A 23,062-nucleotide genomic window follows, 5' to 3' on the forward strand; every position below is an offset into this window, starting at 1 on the left:
GCCCGGCACCCTGTGAGGTGCCGGGCCCGTGAAGCCGCTGGCAGAACCCCGCTGTCAGACCAGCGCCGGTTCCTTCCCCTCCGCCGGCAGCGACTCACCCTCCACGTGCTGCGCCGGCCGCTTCGGCAGGGCGAACATCAGCAGGAAGATGGCGGCCATCACCGCGGCCACCCAGCCGAGCGCGTTCTCGAAGGCGTCGGCGAAGGCCGGGCCCACCTGGTCGGGGCGCAGGTGGTCGCTGATCGAGCCGAAGAACACGACCGACACCAAGCCGAGCCCGAGCGCGTTGCCCATCTGCTGCACGGTGTTGATGAGGCCGGAGGCCGAGCCGGAGTGCTCGCGCGGCACCTCGGAGAGGATCGCGTCGGTCAGCGGCGCGACGATCAGGCCCATGCCGACGCCCATCACGACCAGCGGCAGCGCCATCTGCCAGGAGGTGATGGCGGGGCCGTAGTGCCCGGACTCCCAGATGTAGAGCAGCACCCCGGCCGCCATCACCAGCGCGCCCCCCTGCAGCACCTTGCGTCCGAAGCGCGGGACCAGCTTCTGCACCGACATCCCGGCGGCCACCGACACCGCGATGGAGAACGGAACCCCGGTCAGGCCGGCCTTGAGCGGGCTCCAGCCCAGCCCGAACTGCATGTACAGCGTCCACACCAGGAAGAAGACACCGAGCGCGACCCCGAAGACCGTCTGCACGGCGATCCCGGCCGCGAAGCTCTTGACCCGGAACAGCGACAGCTCGACCAGCGGGGAACCGTCCCGTGCGCTCTTGCGCCTCTCGTACGCCACCAGCGCCGCGAGGACGACCAGCGAGCCGGCCATCGAGACGTACCCCCACAGCGGCCAGCCCAGCTCACGCCCGCGGATGAGCGGGTAGATCAGCATCAGCAGGCCCAGCGTCACGAGCGCGACACCCACCAGGTCCAGCTTCAGGGCCCGTGGCGCCTTGGACTCGGTGATGAACCGGCTGCCGAGGATCAGGCCCGCGACACCCACGGGCAGGTTGATCAGGAAGATCGAGCGCCATTCCCACCCGAACAGGTTCCACTCCGTCAGCAGCGCGCCCAGCAGCGGGCCGGACACCGCCCCGAGACCGACGACCGCGCCGAACAGCCCGAACACCTTGCCCCGCTCGTGCGCCGGGAAGGTCGCGTGCACGATCGACAGCACCTGCGGCACCATCAGCGCCGCCATACCGCCCTGCAGGAACCGCGAGGCCACCAGCATCTCCGGGTTCACCGCGAGGCCGCACAGCGCGGAGGCGACGGTGAAGCCGCCGATGCCGACGAGGAAGATCCGCTTGCGGCCGTGGATGTCGCCGAGCCGTCCGCCGGTGATCAGCCCGGCGGCGAAGGCGAGGGCGTATCCGGCGGTGATCCACTGGATCTCGCTGAAGGACGCGCCCGACTCCCGCTGGATCGACGGGATGGCGATGTTGACGATCGTGACGTCGACGAGGTCCATGAAGGCGGCGGTCATCACGATGGCGAGGGCGAACCAGCGACGGCGGTCGTTGCCGCCGCCACCTGCGGTGCCAGGGGTGGTGTCGGTGGAGGTCATGCTTCGAAACTAGGGGGTCATTAGGTCAGATCATGTCCTAGTGGTACGGCATCCTCGTCGGTATGACGACGGACACACCGGCGCGGCTGCTCACGCTCCTCTCCCTCCTCCAGACGCCCCGCGAATGGCCCGGCGGCGAGTTGGCCGGCCGGCTCGGGGTCTCCCGCCGCACGGTCCGGCGGGACATCGACCGGCTGCGCGAACTGGGGTACCCCGTGCAGGCGACCAAGGGTGCCGACGGCGGCTACCGGCTGGTCGCCGGCAAGGCCATGCCGCCGCTGGTGCTCGACGACGAGGAGGCCGTGGCCATCGCCGTCGGGCTCCGCGCCGGGGCGGGGCACGCGGTGGAGGGCCTGGACGAGGCGTCGGTGCGGGCGCTGGCGAAACTGGAGCAGGTGCTGCCGGGCCGGCTGCGCCACCGCGTGACCACCCTGCAGGCCGCGACCATGCCGCTGACCAGCGGGGACGGCCCCAGCATCGCACCCGAGACGCTGACGGTCATGGCCTCGACGGTGGCCGGGCACGAGCGGCTGCGGTTCGCCTACCGGGCCGCCGACGGCACCGAGTCGCGGCGCCTGACGGAGCCCTACCGGCTGGTCTCGACGGGCCGCCGCTGGTACCTCGTGGCGTACGACATCGACCGCGACGACTGGCGCACGTTCCGCGTCGACCGGGTGCGCGAACCGTTCGCCACGGGCGCCCGCTTCGTACCGCGCGAACTGCCCTCGGGGAGCGCCGCGGAGTTCCTGCGGCAGTCGATGCAACGGCAGCAGCAGACCTACGACTTCGAGGTCACCTTCGCCGCACCGGCCGACTTCGTCGCCGCCCGGCTGCCGAACTGGCTGGGCGCGCCCGAGCCGTTGGACGACAGCACCTGCCGGCTACGGGGGTCCACAGGGGACCAGGTGCAGTGGGTGGCATTCCGGCTGGCGATGCTGGAGTGCGACTTCGTGGTGCATGCGCCGGATGAGCTCGTGGGGGCCGTACGGGAGTTGGGTTCACGGTTGAGCAAGGCGGCGGGCGGGGGCGGGGGCGCGGGCGGGGCGTGACCCTGCCGCTCAGGCGCCCCCCGGCGGGACGCACTCCCGGCGCCCGAGCACAGACCGGCCGAGCACGACTCCGGCACTCAGACACACGCCGACGGAGCGTACCCCCGGCACCCAGGCGCCCCCGGCGGGACGCGCTCCCAACGCTCAGGCGCGGTCCGACCCCGGTCGCGTCACGTCGCCTCCCACGGGAAGTCCCGCAGCGCCCTCAGGTTCCGCAACGCCAGCTCCGCCGGGCTCCCCGGCCCCTCCACCGGCCCGCCCCCTTCCGCCCAGGCCTCCAGCGCGGCGCGCACGGCGGCGCTGGCCACGGCCGAGGCGAAGCGCAGGTCAGGCGCGGCGGCAACGTTGTCGTCGCTCTGCTCGGCCCCGGTCGTCCGTTCCGCCAGTACCTCCCCCAGCATCCGTTCCGACGTCTGGCACACCTCCGCCCACACCCGGCGCAGGGACGGATTCGCCTCGGCGAGGCGCAGGAGTGTGCGGACCCACTCCCAGGAGGACGCCGAGACGCCGACGCCCGGGGTGAGGGTGTGGCGGACGCCCTGTTCCAGGGCCTGGAGCACGCTCGCGTCGGCGGGAGCGGCGCGTACCGCCGCCACCCAGCGCTGGGCGCCGGCCGCGTAGAGCGGGGCGACGGCCTCCTCCTTGGTGGCGAAGTACCGGTAGAAGGTGCGCGGGGCGATACCGGCGGCCTGGGCGATGTCCTCCGCGCGGGTGGCGCGCAGGCCGTGCCGGACGAAGAGGCCGGCCGCCGCCCGGGCGATCTCCATCCGCGTCTCGGCCTTCCGCCGTTCGGTCAGCGAGGCGGCTTGAGGCGGGGTCGGGGTGGTGCTGCTCACGCCCGGCAGGCTATGCCCATGTGACACAATCTGCCATCTGGCGGGCCACCCCGTGGTTCAGGTACGGGGTGCCCCGCCCTCCAAGCACCCCGCGGTGCGCGAGGCACCGGCAGAAAGAGAGAGCCGGACCCCGGCGCCCGGGGGGAGGGGCGCCGAAGCCCGGCCTTGGGAGAGTCCCGGCGCCGGGGGGAGTGCGACGGGACTTGGTTCTCGGGGGCCGAGGGGGGTGTGGCCCCGGGCCCGAACTGGTGGACCCGAAATGCTTGTTCCCCGAGTCCTTCGGGTTAAGCGGCGATACAACGCCATGTTTGCGCGGTCTTTCGCCACCCGGCGTACGCGGTGTCACGCATCACGCAGCCGGGTGCGAAACAGGCGTCACGCCGCCGCGTCGAAACCGGTGCTGCGCGCCAGCTTCTTCAGCTCCAGCAGCGCGTGCTTCTCGATCTGCCGGATGCGCTCGCGGGTCAGGCCGTGCTCCTTGCCGACCTCGGTCAGCGTGCGCTCCCGGCCGTCCTCGATGCCGTAGCGCATCTTGATGATGGAGGCCGTGCGCTGGTCGAGGCGGCCGATGAGGTCGTCGAGCTCCTCGCTGCGCAGCAGCGTGAGCACCGACTGCTCGGGCGACACCGCGGAGGTGTCCTCCAGGAGGTCGCCGAACTGGGTCTCGCCCTCGTCGTCCACCGACATGTTCAGCGAGACCGGGTCGCGGGCCCAGTCGAGCACGTCGGTGACCCGCTCCGGTGTCGAGGCGAGCTCGGCGGCGATCTCCGCGGGCTCCGGCTCCCTGCCGTGCTCGCGGTTGAACTCGCGCTGCACACGGCGGATCCGGCCGAGCTCCTCCACGAGGTGGACGGGCAGACGGATCGTACGGGACTGGTCGGCTATCGAGCGGGTGATGGCCTGGCGGATCCACCACGTCGCGTACGTGGAGAACTTGAAGCCCTTGCGGTAGTCGAACTTCTCGACCGCGCGCACCAGGCCGGCGTTGCCCTCCTGGATCAGGTCCAGCAGCGGCAGACCGCTGCGGGGGTAGCGGCGGGCGACGGCGACGACCAGGCGGAGGTTGGAGCGGATGAAGATGTCCTTGGCCCGCTCGGCGTCGGCTATCAGGGCCTCGAGTTCGTCACGGGTGGCGTCGGTCTTGGTGTCCTCGAACCCGTCGAGGACCTGCCGCGCGAACACACCCGCCTCGATGACCTGTGACAGCTCGACCTCCTTGGCGGCGTCGAGCAGTGGTGTGCGCGCTATTTCGTCGAGGTACATGCCGACCAGGTCGCGGTCGGCGATCTCGCCGCCATGGGCGCGAACACTGCTTGCCGCGTCGGCCGTCTCGCCGGTGGCGGACTTACGACGGGCGACGGCACGGGTTGCCATGCGTGCTCCCTTGCGATGGTGAGGTCAGCGGGCGGTCCTTCGGACGCTGGACTCCGTCTCCGGGACTCTCCGGACTCTCCTCGGGTGCCCTGCATCCGATGGAAACAACGACTGGAATCAGGACAGAATTCCCAACCCGCCCCACGATTTTCCTGATCATGCAGTACCCTGTCCGGCCACCTGGGGAGGCACGATGCCGTCGGAACGTACAGAGGTGCAGGTCAGACCGGGAGTCGAGGCCGACCTCGAAGCTCTCACAGCCCTCTACAACCACTATGTACGTGAGACGGCGATCACATTCGATACCGCGATCTTCACTCCGGAAGAGCGCCGCCCTTGGCTGCTCTCCCATCCAGTAGACGGCCCGCACCGCCTGATGGTTGCCACGGGCACCAACTCACAGGAAATTCTGGGCTACGCCACATCAAGCCCTTACCGGCAGAAGCCCGCTTATGCCACCTCGGTGGAAACGACCGTGTACGTCGCCCCGCACACCGGCCGCCGCGGCATTGGCACCCGCCTGTACCGGGCCCTCTTCGAGGCCCTGTCCGGCGAGGACCTGCACCGCGCCTACGCCGGCATCGCCCAGCCGAACGAGGCGTCCGTCCGGCTGCACGAGCGCTGCGGATTCCAGTACGTCGGCACGTACCGGGAGGTCGGCCGCAAGTTCGGCCGCTACTGGGACGTGGCCTGGTACGAGAAGCCGCTGTGGCCCCGGCACCTTGACGTCGATTTCAGCTGAGGTTGATTTCAGCCGAACTGCACCGATCGCTTGGCCAGCCCCATCCAGAACCCGTCGATCACCGACTTCTGCGCGTCCAGCTCACCGGCCGCGTCGGCGGCGCCCATGGTCACGAACAGCGGGGCGAAGTGCTCGGTGCGCGGGTGGGCGAGCTGCCCCGCGGGCGAGGTGCGGGTGAAGTCGAGCAGGGCGTCCACGTCCCGCGCCTCCAGCGCCCGCCGGCCCCAGTCGTCGAACTCCGCCGACCAGCCGGGGATGCCGCCCTGCCGGAGCGCGGCCAGGTTGTGGGTGAAGAAGCCGGAGCCGACGATCAGCACGCCCTCGTCCCGCAGCGGGGCGAGCTTGCGGCCGATCTCCATGAGCTTGACCGGGTCGAGCGTCGGCATGGAGACCTGAAGGACGGGAATGTCGGCCTCCGGGTACATCTCGACCAGCGGGACGTACGCGCCGTGGTCGAGACCGCGGTCGGGGACGTCCTGGACGGGCATACCGGGGGCGCGCAGCAGCTTCCGTACCGACTCGGCGAGCTCCGGTGCGCCGGGAGCCTCGTACCTCACCCGGTAGTAGTGCTCGGGGAAGCCCCAGAAGTCGTAGACGAGCGGGACGGTCTCGGTGGCGCCGAGGGCGAGCGGGGCCTCCTCCCAGTGGGCGGAGACCATCAGGATCGCCTTGGGGCGCGGCAGCCCGGCGGACCAGGCGGCCAGTTCACCGGGCCAGACCGGGTCGTCGGCCAGCGGCGGGGCGCCGTGGCTGAGGTATAGAGCGGGCATGCGCTCCTGGGTGGCGGCGGACATGCTGCGACTCCCTCCAGAATGGTTCCCTGACAAAACTGTACGGGCCATTTGTTTAATCTTCAAGGAGGGGCCACGTAGAGTGGAACACATGAAGGCACCCGCATCCGCACCGACACCGGCCTCCGGCCAGGAGCCCCAGGAACCGCGCTGGCTCACCGACGAGGAGCAGCGCGTCTGGCGCTCGTTCATGGAGGGCGTCACCCTCCTCGACGACCATCTCGACCGTCAGCTCCAGCGCGACGCGGGCATGCCGCACGTCTACTACGGCCTTCTGGTCAAGCTCGCCGACGCGCCCCGGCGGCAACTGCGGATGACCGAGCTCGCCATGCTGGCGAAGATCACCCGCTCCCGCCTCTCGCACGCCATCGCGCGACTGGAGAAGAACGGCTGGGTACGCCGCGAGGACTGCCCCGACGACAAGCGGGGCCAGTTCGCCGTGCTCACGGACCAGGGCTACGAGGTGCTGCGGCAGACCGCCCCGGGCCATGTGGAGGCCGTACGGCAGGCGGTCTTCGACCGGCTCTCCCCGGAACAGCAGAAGTCCCTCGGCGAGATCATGAGGATCGTCGCCGAGGGACTTCAGCCGGCCGAAGCGGGTGCGGACCTGCCCTGGCTCCGCTGAGCCGGGGCAGGTCCTGGAATCCATAGGTACGAGGCGTCCCCTTCCTCGTGCCTACGGGTGGCCCGAAGGGGTTCTTCCGAGAGCTGTCGTCAGTGGGCGACGACCGGGATCTGCACCTCGTCGTCCACGCCGGAGTCCGAGCCGGTCACCGTGGAGCTGCCCGGACGGCCCGCGTTGACGAAGGTCAGGGCGATCGCGGCGGCCACGACGAGGATGCCGACGGCGAACCAGATGGCGCTCGTGTAGCCCTCGACCATGCCCTCCAGCTGGACCAGCTGTTGCTGGGACCGGCTGGTCGCCCCCACGATGTGGTCGGCGATGTACGACGTCGTCGCCGAGGCGGCGATGGTGTTCAGCAGGGCCGTACCGATGGCGCCGCCCACCTGCTGCGAGGTGTTGACCATCGCGGAGGCGACACCGGAGTCCCGGGGCTCGACGCCCTGGGTGGACAGGGACATGGCCGGCATGAACGCCGTACCCATGCCGAGACCGAGCAGCAGCATCGCCGGCAGCAGCAGGGCCGCGTACGAGGAGCCGATCTCCAGCTGCGTCAGCAGCAGCATGCCGAGCGCGGCGACCAGGAAGCCGGGGCCCATCAGCAGGCGCGGCGCGACCCGGGTCATCAGACGGGTGCCGATCTGGGTCGAGCCCGTGATCATGCCCGCGATCATCGGCAGGAAGGCGAACCCGGTCTTGACCGGCGAGTACCCCTTCACGATCTGCAGGTAGTAGGTCAGGAAGAGGAACAGGCCGAACATCGCGATGATCGCGAGTCCGAGGGAGAGGTAGACACCGCCGCGGTTGCGCTCGGTGACCACGCGCAGCGGCAGCAGCGGTGCCTTGACCTTGGACTCGACGAGCACGAAGGCCAGCAGCAGGACGGCGGAGGCGACGAACATGCCGACGGTCACGGAGTCGCTCCAGCCGTCGGACTCGGCGCGGGTGAAGCCGTAGACCAGGGCGACCAGGCCGAGGGTGGACAGGATCACGCCGGGAATGTCGAGCGGCGAGCGGTTGCGGCCGCCCTCCGGCTCACGGATGACGAAGTACGCACCGGCCGCGGCGATGATGGCGAACGGGATGTTCACGAAGAACGTCCAGCGCCAGTCCAAGTACTCGGTGAGGAAACCGCCCAGGATCAGACCGACGGCACCGCCGCCACCGGCGATCGCGCCGTAGATACCGAACGCCTTGGCGCGCTCCTTGGCGTCGGTGAACATCACGGCGAGCAGGGAGAGCGCGGCGGGCGCGAGCAGGGCACCGAAGACGCCCTGGAGGGCGCGGGCGCCGAACATCATCGCCTCATTGGTGGCCGCGCCGCCGAGCGCGGAGGCCGCGGCGAAGCCGCCGAGCCCGACCACGAAGGCCTTCTTGCGGCCCCACAGGTCGGCTATCCGGCCGCCGAACAGGAGCAGACCGCCGAAGGCGAGGGCGTAGGCCGTGACGACCCACTGCCGGTTGCCGTCGGAGATGCCGAGGTCCTGCTGGGCGGAGGGCAGGGCGATGTTCACGATGGTGGCGTCCAGGACGACCATCAGCTGGGCGAGCGCGATGAAGACGAGCGCTTTCCAGCGGCCGGCGTCCGGCGAGGCGGCCGGATTGCCGAGTGCCTTTGAGGCTGTTTCAGACATGGGGGTACCCACTTCGGGACTTCGTGACGGAAAGAGATGTCGAGAGACAGCGGATCGTCCACGGGGACGGCCGCAGGGACTGTCGTCTTGGCCTCAGAGGTTGTGTCTTGGCTTCAGACGGTTGGGACGCGCTGAACTAATCGGTCAGGGCTGGCGCAGATCCTCCAGGGTCACGGCCGTGCCCGGCAGAACGGAGCGAGCGGGAGCCCGCAGCCCGTCCAGGAACAGCTGAAGATGGCGGTGGACGAAGGGGTCGGCACGGAAGCAGTCCGTCCCGGCCGGGGGCCGGCTGAGCTGTGCCACGGCGATCATGACGTCTCCGACGTCCACGTCGGAGCGGAGCTGCCCGGCGGCCCTGGCCCGGTCCATGACCTCGGCGACCTGGCTCTCGACCCGTTCGCGCGCGGCTTCCAGATCCGGGTGGTGCTTGTCGAACGTGCTGGAGACCATCGGGCACAGTGCGCTGATCCGCTCGTCCGCGGCGGCGTGCACGAAGCGCTCCAGCGCCTCGAACGCGTCGCCGGTCTCGGCGAGCGCGAGCTCGGCCGCGGCGGCCGTACGGTCCATGACGGAGCAGACGACCTCGCGGACCAGCGCGTCGCGGTCAGGGAAGTTGCGGTACACCGTGGCGTTGCCGACGCCGGCCCGGCGAGCGACCTCGTCGAGCGGCACCTCGGGGCCGTGCTCGACGAACATCTCCCGGGCGGCGGTGACGATCCGCTCCCGGTTGCGCAGGGCGTCGGCGCGAGGCCGGGGCGCCTTGCGCTGTTCGGGGGTGGCGGTCTGCACGGCGTACTCCTGGATGGATGAGGTGTGTGGTGTTCGCGATCCGGGGAGCGGGTCCCCGTTTCGCTCTGACACATGGCTAAACGGGGACTGGGTCCCCGGTATTTCCCGTAGCTGGGATTTTTTCTTTGTGACCTGGCTCACAAGGGTCCCGGACTCTGCCAGAGCACTACTGGCGGGAAACCCACGATCGGTCTCCTCCAGCGCGCGCCCCCATCCCCCGCAACGGAGGGTGAGCGAAAGGGTGCAGCCGGAGACCGGCGGCTGCCGTGGCGCGGGAGGTCCCCTGCATGCAGCCGCAGCCTCAGCGACCCCGGCCGGGCGCGGCGGGGTCGCACGGCCCGGGCCGTACGCGGCATCCGGGCTCGGGGGTTGGGTGGCCGGCTGGGTCGGGGGGTACGCGGCGGGGTGGGTCCGGCCGTAGGGGGGCGGATGGGTCGGGCCGTAGGGGGTCGGATGGGTCGGGCCGTAGAGAGTCGGACGACGGCTCAGGCCGAAGGGAGTCGATCGGCTCAGGCCGTACGCCGCCACCCCGCCGTCGGATACCCCGGCGCCGTCTGGCGGCCCTGGCCTGTGTGACCGCCCTGACCTTCTCGGTCAGCACCTCGGCCGGCACGGGCCACCTCGCCCCGGGTGCCACGACGGCCGGAGCCGGCCCGATCGCCCTGTCCCGCACCTCCTCGCACGCGCCCTGCCTGATCCGCGGCGGCCGCGAGGTCCAGATGTCCGAGGGCATCCCCACCTCCGACGGCTACTCCCGCTCCACCGGCACCGTCCGCGCCCTCACCCTGATGATCGACTTCTCCGACGCCCCCGGCGACGGCGACGCCATGGACCGCTTCCGGGAGTTCTTCCCGCAGACCCGCGAGTGGTTCCGCACCAGTTCCTACGGCCGTCTCGACTACCGCCCCGAGACCCCGATCCCGCAGTGGCTGCGGATGCCGAAGTCCTTCCGCGAGTACGGCATAGAGCGCGGCGCCCCCTTCGACCCCGGCTACCGCACGCTGGTCCAGGATCTCGTGGCCGCAGCCGACCCCAAGGTGGACTTCCGCGCGTACGACCTGGTGAACGTGCTGGTCACCCCGAACGCCGGCCCCTCCGCCCTCGACACGGTCCTGTCCGTCACCTTCGCCGGCAACCCCGAGGCCCCGACGGCCGACGGCACCCCCGTGGCCAACGCCTCGTTCGTCTACTCCCGCCAGGACGACGGTTCCGGCTCCTACGACCGCAACGGCTACCGCGTACTCCCCCACGAGAACGGCCATGTCTTCGGCCTGCCCGACCTGTACACCGCCGAGGGCGGGGGCGCGGTCGGCCACTGGGACATCATGAGCGAGGACTGGGGCGCCAACAACGACTTCCTCGGCTGGCACAAGTGGAAGCTGGGCTGGCTGGACGCGACGCAGGTCCACTGTGTGGCGACCCCAGGCACCACGGAGTACACCCTGACCCCGCTGGCCAGCGCCGGCGGCTCCAAGCTGGTCGTCCTCCCCCTGGACAGCGGAACCGGCTACGCCGTGGAGCTGCGCACCCGCGCGGGCAACGACGAGACCGTGTGCCGCCCGGGCGTCCTGATCTACAAGGTCGACGCGAAGGTGGACACGGGCATGGGCCCGGTCACCGTCCACGACTCCCGCCGCGACAGCGGCGGCTGCACCCACGCGCCGAACGTCCACGCGGAACTGTCGGACGCGCCGTTCACGCCCGGGGAGACGTTCCGGGATCCGCGCAAGGGAGTGGAGATCGAGGTGGCGGGGGTGGACCTGGAGGGGGGAGGTGGGGGTGAGGGCGGGTATCGGGTGCGCGTGACGAGGGGGTAGGGGTTCGACGCCAGCGGGAACCCGTCCCGGACTCCGGATTACCGTAAGGCCTGCCGCGACCGCCGTACCGGAGAGCCGATGCCAGCGAAGCCACCCATGAGCGACGACCCCGAGGGGTCCGCCCCCTCGGCAGACGAGAACGGGGCGCCGGTGAATGACGCCGGGACGCCGGCCGAGGAGGCTGCGGCAGAGGCCCGCGTGGCTGCGGCAGAGGTCGGCGTAGCTGCGGCAGAGGTCGGCGGCACGGCCACACAAGCCCGGGGCTCGACCACACCGGACGAAGCGGTCACGCCGCTGATACGCGGCATCGCCGTGCTGCGGGAGCTGACCGAGGCGGACGGCACGCTGAGCCTGAGCGGCCTGGAACGGGCCACCCGCCTCGCCCGCTCCACGATCGACCGCATCACGGCCACGCTCGCCCGCATGGGCTACGTCCGCGTGGACGGCCGGGACGTACATCTCTCCCCCCGCCTGATGGAACTGGGCAACGCCTACCTCGCCGCTCTGCGCCTCCCCGCCCTGCTCGCTTCCCGGGCGGACGCCCTGGCCGACGAACTGGACGAGTCGGTGTCCCTGGCGGTCGCCGACCGCGACGGCATCCGCTTCATCCACCAGGCGACCCGCCGCCGCGCGATGTCCCTGAGCTTCCGCATCGGCGACCTGCTCCCCGCCGAACGCACCGCCCCCGGCCCCCTGTTCGCGACGGAGTGGACGGCCACCGACTGGCAACGCTGGCGCGAACGCCGGGCGGCGGACCCGAGGGACCTCTCCTTCACGGCCGTACCACCGCGGAAGTACGGGGCGGACGCGAGAGACGACGAGACGTTCATGAGCCGCACGCGGGAGGCGGCCGCGAACGGCTGGGCCGTGGACGACCAGCTGATCGAACCGGGCCTGGTGGCGGTCTCGGTCCCGGTCCGCTCTCCTCACACAACCGCCGCCACGACCGCCGCCACGACCGCCGCCCACCAGCCTCCGGTATGCGTGGCCAGCGTGGTCAGCCACACAAGCCGCCACACGGCACACAGCCTGCGCACCACCCTGCTGCCGAGGTTGCGGGCGGCGGTGAAGCGGATGGAGCAGGAGTTGGAGCGCACTCCACCCCCGCCCCCCGGCACACCGCCGTCGGACCTGGCGCTCTGGACGGGCGCGTCGAAACAGCGACTCGGCCGCGACTTCATCGAATCCCTGGCGCGGGGCCTGACGGTGCTCACGGCCTTCGGCGAGGGCAGGCCGGAGCTGACACTCACGGAGGTGGCCCAGGCCACGGGCCTGGCCCGGGCGACGGCCCGCCGCGCACTGATCACCTACGAACACCTGGACCTGGTGACGTCCACAGGCAACCGCACCTTCGCCCTGACCCCCCGGGTCCTCTCCCTGGGCTTCCCGCCCCTCTCCCGCACAACCCTCCCCGACATTGCCCACCCCCACCTCTCCGACCTGACGTCCCGCATCCACGAGTCGACGTCATTGGCGGTGCTCTCGGACTCGGGCGAGGAGATCCAGTACACGGCGCGGGTGGCGACGGGCCGGGTGATGAGCGTGAACATCACCCTGGGCACCCGCCTGCCGGCGCACGCGACGGCTCTGGGCCGAGTCCTGCTGTCGGACAGAGCCACGACCACGGACACCCTGACCTCGGTCCGCTCCCAGGGCTACGCCTTGGTGGACGAGGAACTGGAAGAGGGCCTCCGCTCCATCGCGGTCCCGATCCGCGACCGTTCCGGACGAGTCGTGTCCGCCCTGAACACAGCGATGCACGCGAGCCGCCACACCCTCCGGGAGTGCGTGACGGACCTCCTCCCCGAACTGACGACCACAGCCACCCGCATCGAGTCGGACCTCCACACCGCCGCCCGCTTCACCCACGTCCCCCTGACCTGACCCCCACACCCACCCGACCCGTATCCGGTACGCTGACGCAAGTGGTCCCCCCAGACCACAGGCACGCCGCTGCTTGCGTCCGCTGCCACTGCCTTCGCCTTCGTAGCTCAGGGGATAGAGCACCGCTCTCCTAAAGCGGGTGTCGCAGGTTCGAATCCTGCCGGGGGCACAGTGCCTGACCAGGCACAGAGCGTCGAACACCCCCTCGGAAGTGATCTCCCGAGGGGGTGTTCTCATGTGTGCGGGGACAGATCGGGGACACGGCGGATCCAGCGGGGACGCGGCCCTCCGCTACGCCGTCTCCCTCGACCACACCACGCGGATCAGCGGGCGGACGAGCGCCTGCTCATCGGCGCCGGAGGACGGGGCGACAACAGACCCGGCGTCGCCGGAGGCCGCGCGCTTCTCCCTCACCTGGCCACAGCCAGCGCCGCCAGGAGGGAGGCGAGATCTCCGGTGCAGGTGACCACTTCCTCGTCGTCGGGGGACCGACGCGACGCTGCGGCCACCTACAGTTGCTGCTCCCACGGATTGACCACCGGAGCGCCGGTTCGGGCCATGTGCTTGATGTTGCGTGTGGCCACCGTCCAGCCGTTGGCCAGGGCGGTGGCGGCGATCAGAGCGTCCGGTGGGTCAATGCTGGTGCCGGCGGCCTTGAGCGTCTTGTGGATCGTGAGGTAGGCGGCCGCTTCCGGCTCGCCGATCGGCGCGATGCGGTCACGGTACTCGTGCCGTACCACAGCGAGAGCTTGGGCGTAGCGGGCCTGCCGTACGGGATCCGGGGTGGCGGCAACGCCGGCCTCGATCTCGGCCACGGTGATCACGCTCAGGAAGCGGTTGGGTCGGGCCGTGGACCTGAACCAGGACAGGACGCGGGGGTCGGGCTTCGCCCGGGTCGTGAGTTCGGCGACGACGTTGGTGTCGAACAGGTAGATCACTCGGCGTCCGTCTGCTCGTCGTAGGAGCGGGCGCCGAAGTCCAGCCCCTCGAAGGGCTGGGAGAGCAGGAACTCCTCGAAGCCGTCGTTGCTCAGTGCCACCCAGCGGTGCAGCATTTCGGGCAGGGCCTCGATCTCCGTGTCGGCAAGCTCTGCGTCAAAGTGCTTGCGTTGATCCTCAGGCAGGGACTCCCGGATGTCACGGATGGTCCGCAGCGGGTGCGACGACGGGGGCGCCGGGTGAGGCACGCCGCCCGGGGCTGTGGTCATCGTCATCCCTTCCGCTTGAACAGGCTGCGTACTGCTGCTGGCCCCAGGCTACGGGTTCCCGCCTGCTCGCTCACAGCTTTGGGACGAGAGCGGGGCATCCGTCAGCCTGCCCGCCGAGCGACAGCGGCAGTTCTTACGGAGTGCGCCCGGTCGTCCTCGTCGATGAGGCTCCGCATCGGGCACCCACACCCAACCCAGTGGCCAACCGGAACGGATTCAGCAGACATGAGGCCGGGAAACCCCGCGAACACGCGAGAACTACTCAGGGGTGTTTTCCCAGACCAAACTGCCTACGGGCTACGTTTCCGCCACATCCACCCGGTGGTACGGAAACGGCTACCGACGCGCATGGGCCACCCAGTGGGCGTCCGGGTGCCGCGCGGAGTGACGCACAGGAAGCCGTGCGAAGACACCAGCCGGGGCAGCGCATACTGCTCCCGGAAGTTCAAGCGAGCCTGCCGCAAGCTGGGCATCGTGCCGTCGATGGGCAGAGTCGGATTGCCAGGCTCCCCTGCGGGACCTCCGGCAGCCCCTTCGGCCGCATCTCACCCGCATCACCCCACGTCCGTACGACAGCACAAAAGCCGCACGGACGACCATTCCGCGCCCATCGTCACCCCGCATGGAATTGGGCAGCTGAGTCAGCCTCGAATCCGAAGAGGGTTCGCGGCGGCCAGGGAGCCGTGCACGTGTTGGAGGTAGTGCAGGAAAGCCTGGCGCGTCATGCCCGGTTTGGGACGGATGGTGGCGATCAGGGTCGGCCTCGGCATCCTTCGTTTCTCCGGTGAAACGCGTGGCGATCGGCATCGCGGGGATAGCCGCGATGCCGAGCTCGACGGGTGTGTGGTTCTCGTGGTGGATCGGCGCCGCGTGGTCAGCCCGCCGTCTGCTGGATCGGTTCCGGGGCGGCCGTCCGGCGGCGTCGGGCGGCGAGGCCGAGTGCGGCGGTGGCCACGGCCCCGGCGAGGGCGAGTACGCCCAGGGCGTTCGCCAGGGTGCCGACGGCGGAGGTGAGTGCGAGGACCACGAGCGGGCAGATGAACTGGCCGAGGAAGAAGAAGCCCGTCCACAGGCCGGTGCCGCGGCCGCGGTCGGCGTAGTGGAGCTTGGACATGGCGAGGGTGAGCAGGCTCGGCAGCATGATGCCGCTGCCGAGGCAGTTGATCACCGCACCGGCGGTCAGTACGACGGGGTTGGGGGCGAGCCAGATCACCGCGAAGCCGAGGGCGGACAGGCCAAAGGCGGTGGGCAGCCAGGCTTGCGGGCTGCGGCCGGCCTTGGCGAAGACCACGGCGCCGATCACGACCGCGGCACTGGAGCCGGCTGTGGCCAGTCCGATCACGCCGGGGTTGCTGACGCCCACGTCGCTCAGGAGGAATGCCATCTCCACCTGGACGGTGTAGAAGAGGATGGCGCCGAAGAGGGTCAGCGCGCAGGTGCCGGCCAGCGGACGCCAGGGGAAGGGCCGCTTGACCGCCTGCTCCGTCGGTTCCGAGGCGGTGGGGGAGGGCTCGTTCGCGCGGTCGGCCGGTCGGGGCTGGGGCAGGAAGGCGGCCATGACGGGGGCGAGCAGCAGGCTCACGGCGTAGGCCCAGAAGGGTGCGCGCCAGCCGGCCGATCCGGCCGCGCCGCCCAGCACGAAGAAGGCCGTCGCGGAGATCGAGGCGCACATCGTCTGCATCGCAAGATAGCGGTCGCGTTGCCGGCCGGAGTAGTAGTCGCCGATCAGCGTGGTGCAGCAGGTCATGATGGCCGCTTCGGCGACACCGACGAGGGCGCGGCTGGCGACGATGGCGCCGAGGGAGTCCAGCCACAGGGGGGCGGTGCCGAGGATCGCGTACAGCATGGTCGAGACGACGAGCAGGCGTTTGCGGCCGAGCCGGTCGACGATGACGCCGGCGAAGGGGGCCAGCAGCGCCAGGGAGAGGGCGGGGATGGTCAGGGCCACGGGGACGAGCGCGTCGACGCCCGGCACTTCGGCGAAGTGGGCCTGCATCTGCGGCAGGACGGGGGCGATGAGTACGGCGCCCAGGATGGGCAGACAGCTTCCAGCCATCAGCAGCGTGAGGCGAAGCCGGTGGCCGGGGCCGGACACGGCCTGCTCGCTCGGGGTGTCCTCGATGGCTGTGGGCGTCGGGGACGGGAGCGGGGGCACGGGTGCAGGCATGCGGGAACTCCACGTGGCGGGTCGGGAGGGGGACGGGATGGTGCGGCCGTCATGGTCGGGCCGTCGGGCCGCCCGGTATCCGTGGCAGGTTCGGAGCGGGGAGCCGATGCTGCCGGGCGTCGCGGCGGGCAGGCGCGCCGGGCGCCCGCCCGGTCCCGGCCGGCGGGTGATGGTGCGGCTCCGGCGCCGGGTTGAGACGACTATGGGCCAACGGGCAGGTCCTGCCTAGCCCTCATCCGATCGATATCGAAGATGTGGATCATCCGGGCCTTGGATGCCAGGCGCCGGCATGGGCCCGCTATCTCGGTGCGGCCGTGGCGATACGGCCGGGCTCGGAAGCGGCCAGCTCCGCTCCCACGCGGGCCGCGGTCTCGCGCAGCCAGATGTGGGCCGCGTCGTGGGTGTGCACCGGGTGCCACCACAGTGCCTCCTGGAGAGGGACCGCCCCGTAGGGCGGTTCCATGAGGCGTACGGCGGCCACGCCGCGCAGCAGTTCGGCCAGGCGCTGCTGGACCAGCGCGATCCGGCGGGTGCCGGCGACCAGGAAGGGCAGCGCCTGGAAGCTGTCGACGGAGATCTCCACGCGGGGGTCGACACCGAGCATGCTCAGCTGCCGGGCGGCCGGAGCGTCGTAGGCGCGCTGGTAGATGACCCAGGGCAGCCGTGCCAGGTCGTCCATGGTCAGCTGGTCGCCGACCTCGTCGTTCGTCTCGGCCACCAGGAAGGCCCAGCGGTCGGTGAACAGGTCGACGGCGGGGAAACCGCCGATGATGCCGCGCGGCATCAGCAGCCCGTCGGCCGTGCTGAGCAGCGGTGCGGTGTCCTCCGTGACGTCGATGGGCGTCCGCTGGAAGCGCAGCCGTACTCCCGGGGCCTCGGCGTGCACGGTCCGGGCGAGCTCGGCGCCGAACACGGCGAGGGCGTAGTCGGAGGTGAGCAGGGTGAACTCGTGCTCCTCGCTGCCCGGGGCGAAGTCGGCCCTGCTGCTGAAGACCCGTTCCAGCAGGTCGCAGGCGGTCGAGGTGCGGTCCAGCAGGGCGCGGCCGAGGGCGGTCAGTTCGTACTGCTTGCCGACGCGCGCGAGCAGGTCGTCGTCGAAGTGGCGGCGCAGGCGGGCCAGGGCCGCGCTCATCGCCGGCTGACTGAGCCCGACGCGCTGCCCGGCGCGGGTGACGTTGCGCTCCTCCAGCAGGGCCCGCAGGGACAGGACGAGATTGAGATCGAGGCCGGAGAGGGACACGACGCCTCCAGAGCGAGGCCGCTTACGGCAGCAACATTTGCGCGACAGATGATCAACATCCAAAGAATCTATTTCCCAGATTACGCGGTGAGGGTCACATTGGTCCCACCGCAATCTGGAGGACATTCCCGTGAAACCCGCAGCCGCTTCCGCGTCCTTCTCCGGACCCTTCGCCCTTGGCGTCCTCTCCGCCTCTGACCAGGCACCTTTCCCCGGTCTTGTGATCTCCGGGGGGCGCGTGCTGGATCTTCGCACAGCCCTCGGAGAGCCGACCCTGACGACCCGGGCGATCATCGAGCGCTGGGACGAGATGCTCCCTCGCCTGCACGGGCTCGCGGCCGACGAGACGGCCGACTGGCGACCGTTGGAGCGCCTGCGGGCGCACACGCCGGTCGAGCCCCGCCAGGTCTTCCAGTCCGGCGCCAACTACCGGCAGCACGTGATCGACCTGGAGGTCGCCCACCGCTCCCCCGACGACCCCCGCACGGTCGAGGAGGCGCGCGCGGAGATCGCCGCGGTCATGGACCGGCGGGCGGCCGAGGACCTGCCGTACGTGTTCATCGGCCTGCCGAGCGCGATCACCGGCCCCTTCGACGACGTCGTACTCCCGGACTGGGCCGAACAGCCGGACTGGGAGCTGGAGTTGGCGGCCGTCATCGCCAGGCCCGCCTACCGGGTGACGGTCGAGGAGGCCCTGGAGTACGTGGCCGGCTACACCATCGCCAACGACCTCACCGACCGCGCCACCGTCTTCCGCCGCGACATGAAGGCCATCGGCACCGACTGGCTGCGCTGCAAGAACGCCCCCGGCTTCACCCCGCTCGGCCCGTGGATCGTGCCCGCCGAGTCGATCGCCGACCCGGGTGACCTGCGCGTCACGCTGAAGCTCAACGGCGAGACCATGCAGGACGAGCCCACCAAGGACATGCTCTTCGGCATCGCCCGGCTGGTGTCGTACATCTCCCAGACCTCCCGGCTCCTGCCCGGCGACCTGGTGCTCACCGGCAGCCCGGCCGGCAACGGCATGCACTGGGGACGGCTGCTGCGCGACGGCGACGTCATGGAGGGCTCCATCACGGGTCTGGGCGCGCAGCGCACCCGCTGCGTCGCCGAGGGGACCGTGTCATGACGGCCTCGCTCGACCCCACGGACGCCGAGGGCGCGATCGCCGAGGCCGCCAAGCGGTGTTCCAACTGGAGGCGTTGGGGCGAGGACGATGTGCTCGGCACACTGAACTTCCTTGACGAGGCCAAGCGCCTCGAGGGTGCGGCGCTGGTCCGCCGGGGCGTGAGTTTCTCGCTGTCGCAGCGGTTCGACATGAACGGACCGCAGAAGGGCTGGCGCCGCCGCACCAACCCCGTCCACACCATGCTGGACACGGGCACGGACGCGGCCCTCGGCAACCAGGGCTTCCCGCACGGCATCGGCGGCGCCGACGACGTGATCACGATGCCCCTGCAGTGCTCCACCCAGTGGGACGGGCTCGGGCACATCTTCGACCACGGCAAGGCGTGGAACGGACGCGACGCCGCGAAGACCGTCACCTCGGACGGCGATCTGGTCACCGGCATCGAGCACATGGCCCCGTACGTCGCCGGGCGCGGAGTCCTCCTCGACGTCGGCCGGGTGATCGGCGACGAACGCGGGGAACTGCCGGACGGTTTCGCGATCACCGAGGAACACCTGACCGCGACGGCCGAGGCGCACGGCGTGGCCGTCGGACGCGGTGACCTCGTCGTCGTCCGGACCGGGCGGCTGACGCGCGCCCGCCGCGACGGCTGGGGCGACTACGCGGGCGGAGACTCTCCCGGTCTGTCCTTCGCCACCGCCGGCTGGCTGCACGCGAGCGAGATCGCCGCGATCGCCACCGACACGTGGGGCTTCGAGGTACGGCCGAACGAGTTCGACGGCGCCTTCCAGCCGCTGCACCAGGTCGCCATCCCCAACATGGGCCTGCTGATCGGCGAGATGTGGGACCCCGACGCTCTCGCGGACGACTGCGCCCGCGACGGCGTGTACGAGTTCTGGCTCACCGCCGCGCCCCTGCCCATCACCGGAGCCGTGGGCTCCCCCGTCAATCCGATTGCCGTCAAGTAAGCGGCGGAACAAGGGAGTTCCCCATGACCACACCCCGCACGGTCCTCGTCATAGGCGGCGGCCCCTCCGGCAACGCCATCACCATCCTGCTGCGCCGGGCCGGCCTCTTGGTCGACCTGATCGAGGCCAGACCCGACTGGAACGCCACCACCGGCTCCGGCATCACCCTCCAGGGCAACGCCCTGCGTGTCCTGCGCGAGCTGGGCGTGTGGGAGCAGGTGGAAGCATCGGGGTTCGCCTACGGCTCGCTGGGGGTGACCGCCCCCGACGGCACCCTGCTGTTCGTCAAGGAGGACATCAAGTCCGGCGGTGACGACCTGCCCGCCACCCTCGGCATGCGGCGGCCGCAACTTCAGCAGATTCTCATCGACGCCGTCCGCGCGACAGGTGCCACCGTACGCCTGGGCACCACCGCCGAGACCCCGGAGCAGGACGCCGACGGTGTCTCCGTCCGGTTCAGCGACGGCACCGAGGGCCGCTACGACCTGGTGATCGCCGCCGACGGCCTGAACTCCGCGACCCGCGCCGCGATCGGCATCAGCGACCGTCCCGAGCCCGTCGGCATGGCCATCTGGCGCGCCCCCGCCCCGCGCCCCGAGAGCGTCACCCGCTCGGACCTCACCTTCGGTGGCCCCGCCTACATCGCGGGCTACACCCCCACCGGCGAGAACACCCTCTACGCCTACGTCGTCGAGGCCAACCGGGACCGCAACTCCATCGACCCGGCCACCTACGCGGACGAGATGCGCCGGCTGGCCGAGCAGTACGGCGGTGCCTGGCCCGAGATCACCAAGCACATCACGGACCCGGCGAAGGTCAACTACACGTGGTTCGACCGGCATCTGGTCGAGGGCTCCTGGCACCGCGGCCGGGTCGTCCTTGTCGGGGACGCCGCTCACTGCTGCCCGCCCACCTTCGCCCAGGGCGCGGCGATGTCCTTGGAGGACGCCTCCGTCCTGGCGGAACTGCTCACGAGCGGGCGCGCATGGGACGACGCCCTCTTCCAGGCGTACTACGACCGACGCGTCCCGCGCGTCCGGGCCGTCGTCGAGGCGTCCGTCCAGCTTTGCCAGTGGCAGCTGGACCAGGTGCACGACGCGGATGTGCCCGGACTGATCGGCCGCACCATGACCGCCCTCAAGGAACTGCCGTGACGGCCCACCCACCCCCAGCCACCGCCGGGAGCCGCCCCCAGCGCGATCCCCGCCCCTCGTCGAGCAAGGACGCGCGCCCTTCGCCGACCGTCGACGTACACGCGCACGTCCTGATCCCGGAGGTCGAGGCCCTGGTGGCCGACCTGCCGGGCCTGGTACAAGCCAAGGCTCTCGACGCCCGCCGCAACGGGCCCGCGGCCCTGGCCGTCAGCGGCCCCATGGTCGCCGAGCGCATCCCGAGGCTGACGGACGTCGCCGTACGACTGGCCGCGATGGACGCGCAGGGCGTGGACGTCCAGCTGGTCAGCCCGTCGCCGTCGCACTACCACTACTGGGCGGACGAGGAGACGGCGGAGAAGGTCTACCGCCTGGCCAACGAGGCGACGGCCGCCCACTGCTCCCAGGCGCCCGGTCGGCTGCACGGTCTGGGCCTCGTCCCCCTGCAGCACCCGGAATCGGCGGTGCGCGCGCTCGAACTCGCCATGGGTATGGGCCTGTCGGGTGTCGAGATCTCCTCGCACGCGCCGGGCCGGGAGCTGTCCGATCCGGCGTACGAACCCTTCTGGACCCGGGCCGAGGAGACGGGCGCGCTCCTCTTCCTGCACCCCTTCGGCTGCACCCTCGACGAGCGCCTCGACCAGTGGTACCTGTCCAACACCGTCGGCCAGCCCACCGAGAACGCCGTCGCGCTCTCGCACCTGATCTTCTCCGGGGTGCTGGACCGGCACCCGGAGCTGAAGATCATCGCCGCGCACGGGGGCGGCTATCTGCCCACCCACATCGGCCGCTCCGATCACGCCTGGTCGGCCCGCTCCGACGCGGGCGCGGGCTGCGCCCACCTGCCCAGCAGCTACCTCAAGCGCCTGTACTTCGACTCGCTGGTCCACGACCCGCAGGTACTGCGGGCCCTGATCGGCGCGGTCGGCGCGGACCGGGTGCTGCTCGGCTCCGACTTCCCCTTCGACATGGGCACCGACGACCCCGTCGGCGCACTGCGCGCCGCACGCCTGCCCGACGACGACTTCCACGCCGTGCGCGGCGGCAACGCGACAACGCTGCTGCGCCTCACCTGACCCCCACACAGAAGGAAAGCCCACCATGAGCGCCCGCCTGCTCACCCATCTGCGGCACGTAGACCTCGCCGTGCCCGACTACGACAAGCAGCTCGACTTCTACGCCGGCGTCTGGGGCCTGACCCAGGTCGCCGAGGACTCCGGCATCTCCTTCCTCGCCGCCGAGGGCAGCCCCGAACAGTACGTGGTGCGGCTGCGCAAGGCCGAGGAGAAGCGCCTCGACCTCGTCTCCTACGGCGCCCGCTCCACCGCGGACGTGGACACCCTCGCCGAACAACTCCTCGCGGGGGGCGTGCGGTTGATCTCTCAGCCGGGCAAGATCGACACACCCGGTGGCGGCTACGGCTTCCGCTTCTTCGACGTCGACGGCCGCACCATCGAAGTGTCCGCCGATGTGGACATACGGCGGCACCGCAAGATCGAGGAGAAGGAGTCGATCCCGGTCAAGCTGTCGCACGTCGTGCTGAACTCGCCGGACCTGGACAGGACCCGTGAGTGGTACGAGACCCACCTCGGATTCCGCCACTCCGACACGCTCAGCTCGCCGCACGTCGGTGACGTCATGCACTTCATGCGGATCTCCAACCAGCACCACTCCATGGCCATCGCCAAGGGCCCGCACACCTCCCTGCACCACGTCTCCTTCGAGATGCGCGGCCTGGACGAGTACATGCGCGGCTCCGGCCGCGTGATCCGCGCCGGCTTCAAGAAGGTCTGGGGTCCGGGCCGGCACCTGGCGGGCGACAACACGTTCACGTACTTCCTGGACCCGCACGGCAACACCATCGAGTACACGACGGAGTTGGAGCTGCTGGACGAGGACACCTGGCACCCCCACGTCTACGACTTCTCCCAGCCCGAGGTCACCGACCAGTGGGGCACGGCGAACCCGATGAACGAGCTGGTCGCCAAGGAGTCGTTCAACGACGTCGACCGCGGCTGCTTCGTGGCCCCGCCGGTCTGACCCCCTCGAACCCCGGGGACGCGGTGGCCCTGTCACCGCCCTGACGCCCTTGCCGCCTC

The 23,062-nt window shown here is 70.7% G+C and carries 21 protein-coding genes and 1 tRNA gene; 11 read left to right on the plus strand and 11 right to left on the minus strand.

What is annotated here, in order from left to right:
• Positions 1 to 54: 54 nt before the first annotated feature.
• Complete coding sequence (locus ACWIF2_RS06310) at positions 55 to 1,563, minus strand: MFS transporter (RefSeq protein ID WP_454358886.1); 1,509 nt, start codon at positions 1,561 to 1,563, stop codon at positions 55 to 57.
• Positions 1,564 to 1,625: 62 nt separating this feature from the next.
• Between ACWIF2_RS06310 and ACWIF2_RS06315 the strand changes: the two genes are divergently transcribed.
• Positions 1,626 to 2,612 carry a helix-turn-helix transcriptional regulator gene (locus ACWIF2_RS06315; protein ID WP_454358887.1) on the plus strand — a complete coding sequence of 329 codons (987 nt, stop codon included), beginning with the start codon at positions 1,626 to 1,628 and terminating at the stop codon, positions 2,610 to 2,612.
• A 170-nt stretch (positions 2,613 to 2,782) separates the two neighbouring features.
• Here the strand turns inward: ACWIF2_RS06315 and ACWIF2_RS06320 are convergent, their stop codons facing one another.
• On the minus strand, positions 2,783 to 3,448 hold the full coding sequence (locus ACWIF2_RS06320) for a TetR/AcrR family transcriptional regulator (protein WP_454358888.1): 666 nt from the start codon (positions 3,446 to 3,448) through the stop codon (positions 2,783 to 2,785).
• Between the two features lie 375 nt (positions 3,449 to 3,823).
• The gene (locus tag ACWIF2_RS06325; protein WP_454358889.1) at positions 3,824 to 4,822 is read right to left on the minus strand and encodes a sigma-70 family RNA polymerase sigma factor; all 999 of its coding nucleotides are present in this window, start codon (positions 4,820 to 4,822) and stop codon (positions 3,824 to 3,826) included.
• 193 nt (positions 4,823 to 5,015) lie between these two features.
• Here ACWIF2_RS06325 and ACWIF2_RS06330 point away from each other — a divergent pair, with 193 nt between their 5' ends.
• Positions 5,016 to 5,564: an N-acetyltransferase family protein gene (locus ACWIF2_RS06330; protein WP_454358890.1), complete on the plus strand. Its 549-nt coding sequence runs from the start codon at positions 5,016 to 5,018 to the stop codon at positions 5,562 to 5,564.
• Positions 5,565 to 5,572: 8 nt separating this feature from the next.
• Here ACWIF2_RS06330 and ACWIF2_RS06335 read toward each other — a convergent pair whose 3' ends face one another.
• Entirely contained in the window at positions 5,573 to 6,358 is a 786-nt protein-coding gene (locus ACWIF2_RS06335) for a dioxygenase family protein (protein WP_454358891.1), read from the minus strand.
• Positions 6,359 to 6,446: 88 nt separating this feature from the next.
• Between ACWIF2_RS06335 and ACWIF2_RS06340 the strand changes: the two genes are divergently transcribed.
• The gene (locus ACWIF2_RS06340; protein ID WP_454358892.1) at positions 6,447 to 6,980 is read left to right on the plus strand and encodes a MarR family winged helix-turn-helix transcriptional regulator; all 534 of its coding nucleotides are present in this window, start codon (positions 6,447 to 6,449) and stop codon (positions 6,978 to 6,980) included.
• Positions 6,981 to 7,069: 89 nt separating this feature from the next.
• Here the strand turns inward: ACWIF2_RS06340 and ACWIF2_RS06345 are convergent, their stop codons facing one another.
• Complete coding sequence (locus ACWIF2_RS06345; RefSeq protein ID WP_454358893.1) at positions 7,070 to 8,611, minus strand: MFS transporter; 1,542 nt, start codon at positions 8,609 to 8,611, stop codon at positions 7,070 to 7,072.
• Between the two features lie 144 nt (positions 8,612 to 8,755).
• A complete protein-coding gene (locus tag ACWIF2_RS06350; RefSeq protein WP_454358894.1) occupies positions 8,756 to 9,400 on the minus strand; it encodes a TetR/AcrR family transcriptional regulator in 645 nt (214 codons plus the stop codon).
• A 572-nt stretch (positions 9,401 to 9,972) separates the two neighbouring features.
• On the opposite strand from ACWIF2_RS06350, the gene ACWIF2_RS06355 reads away from it, so the two are divergent.
• The 3 genes from ACWIF2_RS06355 (at position 9,973) to ACWIF2_RS06365 (ending at position 13,270) form a co-directional block, all read left to right on the plus strand.
• Complete coding sequence (locus ACWIF2_RS06355) at positions 9,973 to 11,217, plus strand: M6 family metalloprotease domain-containing protein (RefSeq protein ID WP_454358895.1); 1,245 nt, start codon at positions 9,973 to 9,975, stop codon at positions 11,215 to 11,217.
• Between the two features lie 96 nt (positions 11,218 to 11,313).
• Positions 11,314 to 13,101 (plus strand): IclR family transcriptional regulator domain-containing protein, encoded by a 1,788-nt coding sequence (locus tag ACWIF2_RS06360; RefSeq protein ID WP_454358896.1) that lies wholly within the window; start codon positions 11,314 to 11,316, stop codon positions 13,099 to 13,101.
• Positions 13,102 to 13,197: 96 nt separating this feature from the next.
• Positions 13,198 to 13,270: transfer RNA gene (locus tag ACWIF2_RS06365), tRNA-Arg, on the plus strand.
• 122 nt (positions 13,271 to 13,392) lie between these two features.
• On the opposite strand, the gene ACWIF2_RS06370 is transcribed toward ACWIF2_RS06365, so the two are convergent.
• The 5 genes from ACWIF2_RS06370 to ACWIF2_RS06390 all read right to left on the minus strand — a co-directional run bounded on the left by ACWIF2_RS06370 (position 13,393) and on the right by ACWIF2_RS06390 (position 17,715).
• Positions 13,393 to 13,515 carry a hypothetical protein gene (locus ACWIF2_RS06370; RefSeq protein ID WP_454358897.1) on the minus strand — a complete coding sequence of 41 codons (123 nt, stop codon included), beginning with the start codon at positions 13,513 to 13,515 and terminating at the stop codon, positions 13,393 to 13,395.
• 95 nt (positions 13,516 to 13,610) lie between these two features.
• The gene (locus ACWIF2_RS06375) at positions 13,611 to 14,039 is read right to left on the minus strand and encodes a PIN domain-containing protein (protein ID WP_454358898.1); all 429 of its coding nucleotides are present in this window, start codon (positions 14,037 to 14,039) and stop codon (positions 13,611 to 13,613) included.
• Entirely contained in the window at positions 14,036 to 14,308 is a 273-nt protein-coding gene (locus tag ACWIF2_RS06380) for a hypothetical protein (protein ID WP_454358899.1), read from the minus strand. Before ACWIF2_RS06380 ends, ACWIF2_RS06375 begins: the two co-directional genes overlap by 4 nt.
• An 874-nt stretch (positions 14,309 to 15,182) precedes the next feature.
• Positions 15,183 to 16,475 (minus strand): MFS transporter, encoded by a 1,293-nt coding sequence (locus ACWIF2_RS06385; RefSeq protein WP_454358900.1) that lies wholly within the window; start codon positions 16,473 to 16,475, stop codon positions 15,183 to 15,185.
• Between the two features lie 298 nt (positions 16,476 to 16,773).
• The gene (locus ACWIF2_RS06390) at positions 16,774 to 17,715 is read right to left on the minus strand and encodes a LysR family transcriptional regulator (RefSeq protein WP_454358901.1); all 942 of its coding nucleotides are present in this window, start codon (positions 17,713 to 17,715) and stop codon (positions 16,774 to 16,776) included.
• Positions 17,716 to 17,845: 130 nt separating this feature from the next.
• Between ACWIF2_RS06390 and ACWIF2_RS06395 the strand changes: the two genes are divergently transcribed.
• Genes ACWIF2_RS06395 through ACWIF2_RS06415 form a run of 5 tightly spaced genes read left to right on the plus strand, consistent with a single transcriptional unit; the run spans position 17,846 to position 23,003 of the window.
• Positions 17,846 to 18,844: a fumarylacetoacetate hydrolase family protein gene (locus ACWIF2_RS06395; protein WP_454358902.1), complete on the plus strand. Its 999-nt coding sequence runs from the start codon at positions 17,846 to 17,848 to the stop codon at positions 18,842 to 18,844.
• Positions 18,841 to 19,812, plus strand: a complete 972-nt coding sequence (locus tag ACWIF2_RS06400) for a cyclase family protein (protein WP_454358903.1) — start codon at positions 18,841 to 18,843, stop codon at positions 19,810 to 19,812. Before ACWIF2_RS06395 ends, ACWIF2_RS06400 begins: the two co-directional genes overlap by 4 nt.
• Positions 19,813 to 19,835: 23 nt before the next feature.
• Entirely contained in the window at positions 19,836 to 20,966 is a 1,131-nt protein-coding gene (locus ACWIF2_RS06405; RefSeq protein ID WP_454358904.1) for an FAD-dependent oxidoreductase, read from the plus strand.
• Positions 20,963 to 22,039, plus strand: coding sequence for an amidohydrolase family protein (locus tag ACWIF2_RS06410; protein ID WP_454358905.1), 1,077 nt, complete (start codon positions 20,963 to 20,965; stop codon positions 22,037 to 22,039). Before ACWIF2_RS06405 ends, ACWIF2_RS06410 begins: the two co-directional genes overlap by 4 nt.
• Before the next feature lie 25 nt (positions 22,040 to 22,064).
• A complete protein-coding gene (locus ACWIF2_RS06415; protein WP_454358906.1) occupies positions 22,065 to 23,003 on the plus strand; it encodes a VOC family protein in 939 nt (312 codons plus the stop codon).
• Positions 23,004 to 23,062: the final 59 nt, after the last annotated feature.

This window comes from Streptomyces sp. NPDC055506 (assembly GCF_053643595.1).

Excerpts from the sequence above, each read along its gene's own strand:
- ACWIF2_RS06345 (WP_454358893.1), bottom strand. The coding sequence starts at position 8,611 with ATGTCTGAAACAGCCTCAAAGGCACTCGGCAATCCGGCCGCCTCGCCG.
- ACWIF2_RS06400 (WP_454358903.1), top strand. The coding sequence starts at position 18,841 with ATGACGGCCTCGCTCGACCCCACGGACGCCGAGGGCGCGATCGCCGAG.
- ACWIF2_RS06380 (WP_454358899.1), bottom strand. The coding sequence starts at position 14,308 with ATGACCACAGCCCCGGGCGGCGTGCCTCACCCGGCGCCCCCGTCGTCG.
- ACWIF2_RS06360 (WP_454358896.1), top strand. The coding sequence starts at position 11,314 with ATGAGCGACGACCCCGAGGGGTCCGCCCCCTCGGCAGACGAGAACGGG.
- ACWIF2_RS06405 (WP_454358904.1), top strand. The coding sequence starts at position 19,836 with ATGACCACACCCCGCACGGTCCTCGTCATAGGCGGCGGCCCCTCCGGC.
- ACWIF2_RS06315 (WP_454358887.1), top strand. The coding sequence starts at position 1,626 with ATGACGACGGACACACCGGCGCGGCTGCTCACGCTCCTCTCCCTCCTC.
- ACWIF2_RS06330 (WP_454358890.1), top strand. The coding sequence starts at position 5,016 with ATGCCGTCGGAACGTACAGAGGTGCAGGTCAGACCGGGAGTCGAGGCC.
- ACWIF2_RS06335 (WP_454358891.1), bottom strand. The coding sequence starts at position 6,358 with ATGTCCGCCGCCACCCAGGAGCGCATGCCCGCTCTATACCTCAGCCAC.
- ACWIF2_RS06325 (WP_454358889.1), bottom strand. The coding sequence starts at position 4,822 with ATGGCAACCCGTGCCGTCGCCCGTCGTAAGTCCGCCACCGGCGAGACG.
- ACWIF2_RS06340 (WP_454358892.1), top strand. The coding sequence starts at position 6,447 with ATGAAGGCACCCGCATCCGCACCGACACCGGCCTCCGGCCAGGAGCCC.
- ACWIF2_RS06310 (WP_454358886.1), bottom strand. The coding sequence starts at position 1,563 with ATGACCTCCACCGACACCACCCCTGGCACCGCAGGTGGCGGCGGCAAC.
- ACWIF2_RS06415 (WP_454358906.1), top strand. The coding sequence starts at position 22,065 with ATGAGCGCCCGCCTGCTCACCCATCTGCGGCACGTAGACCTCGCCGTG.
- ACWIF2_RS06385 (WP_454358900.1), bottom strand. The coding sequence starts at position 16,475 with ATGCCTGCACCCGTGCCCCCGCTCCCGTCCCCGACGCCCACAGCCATC.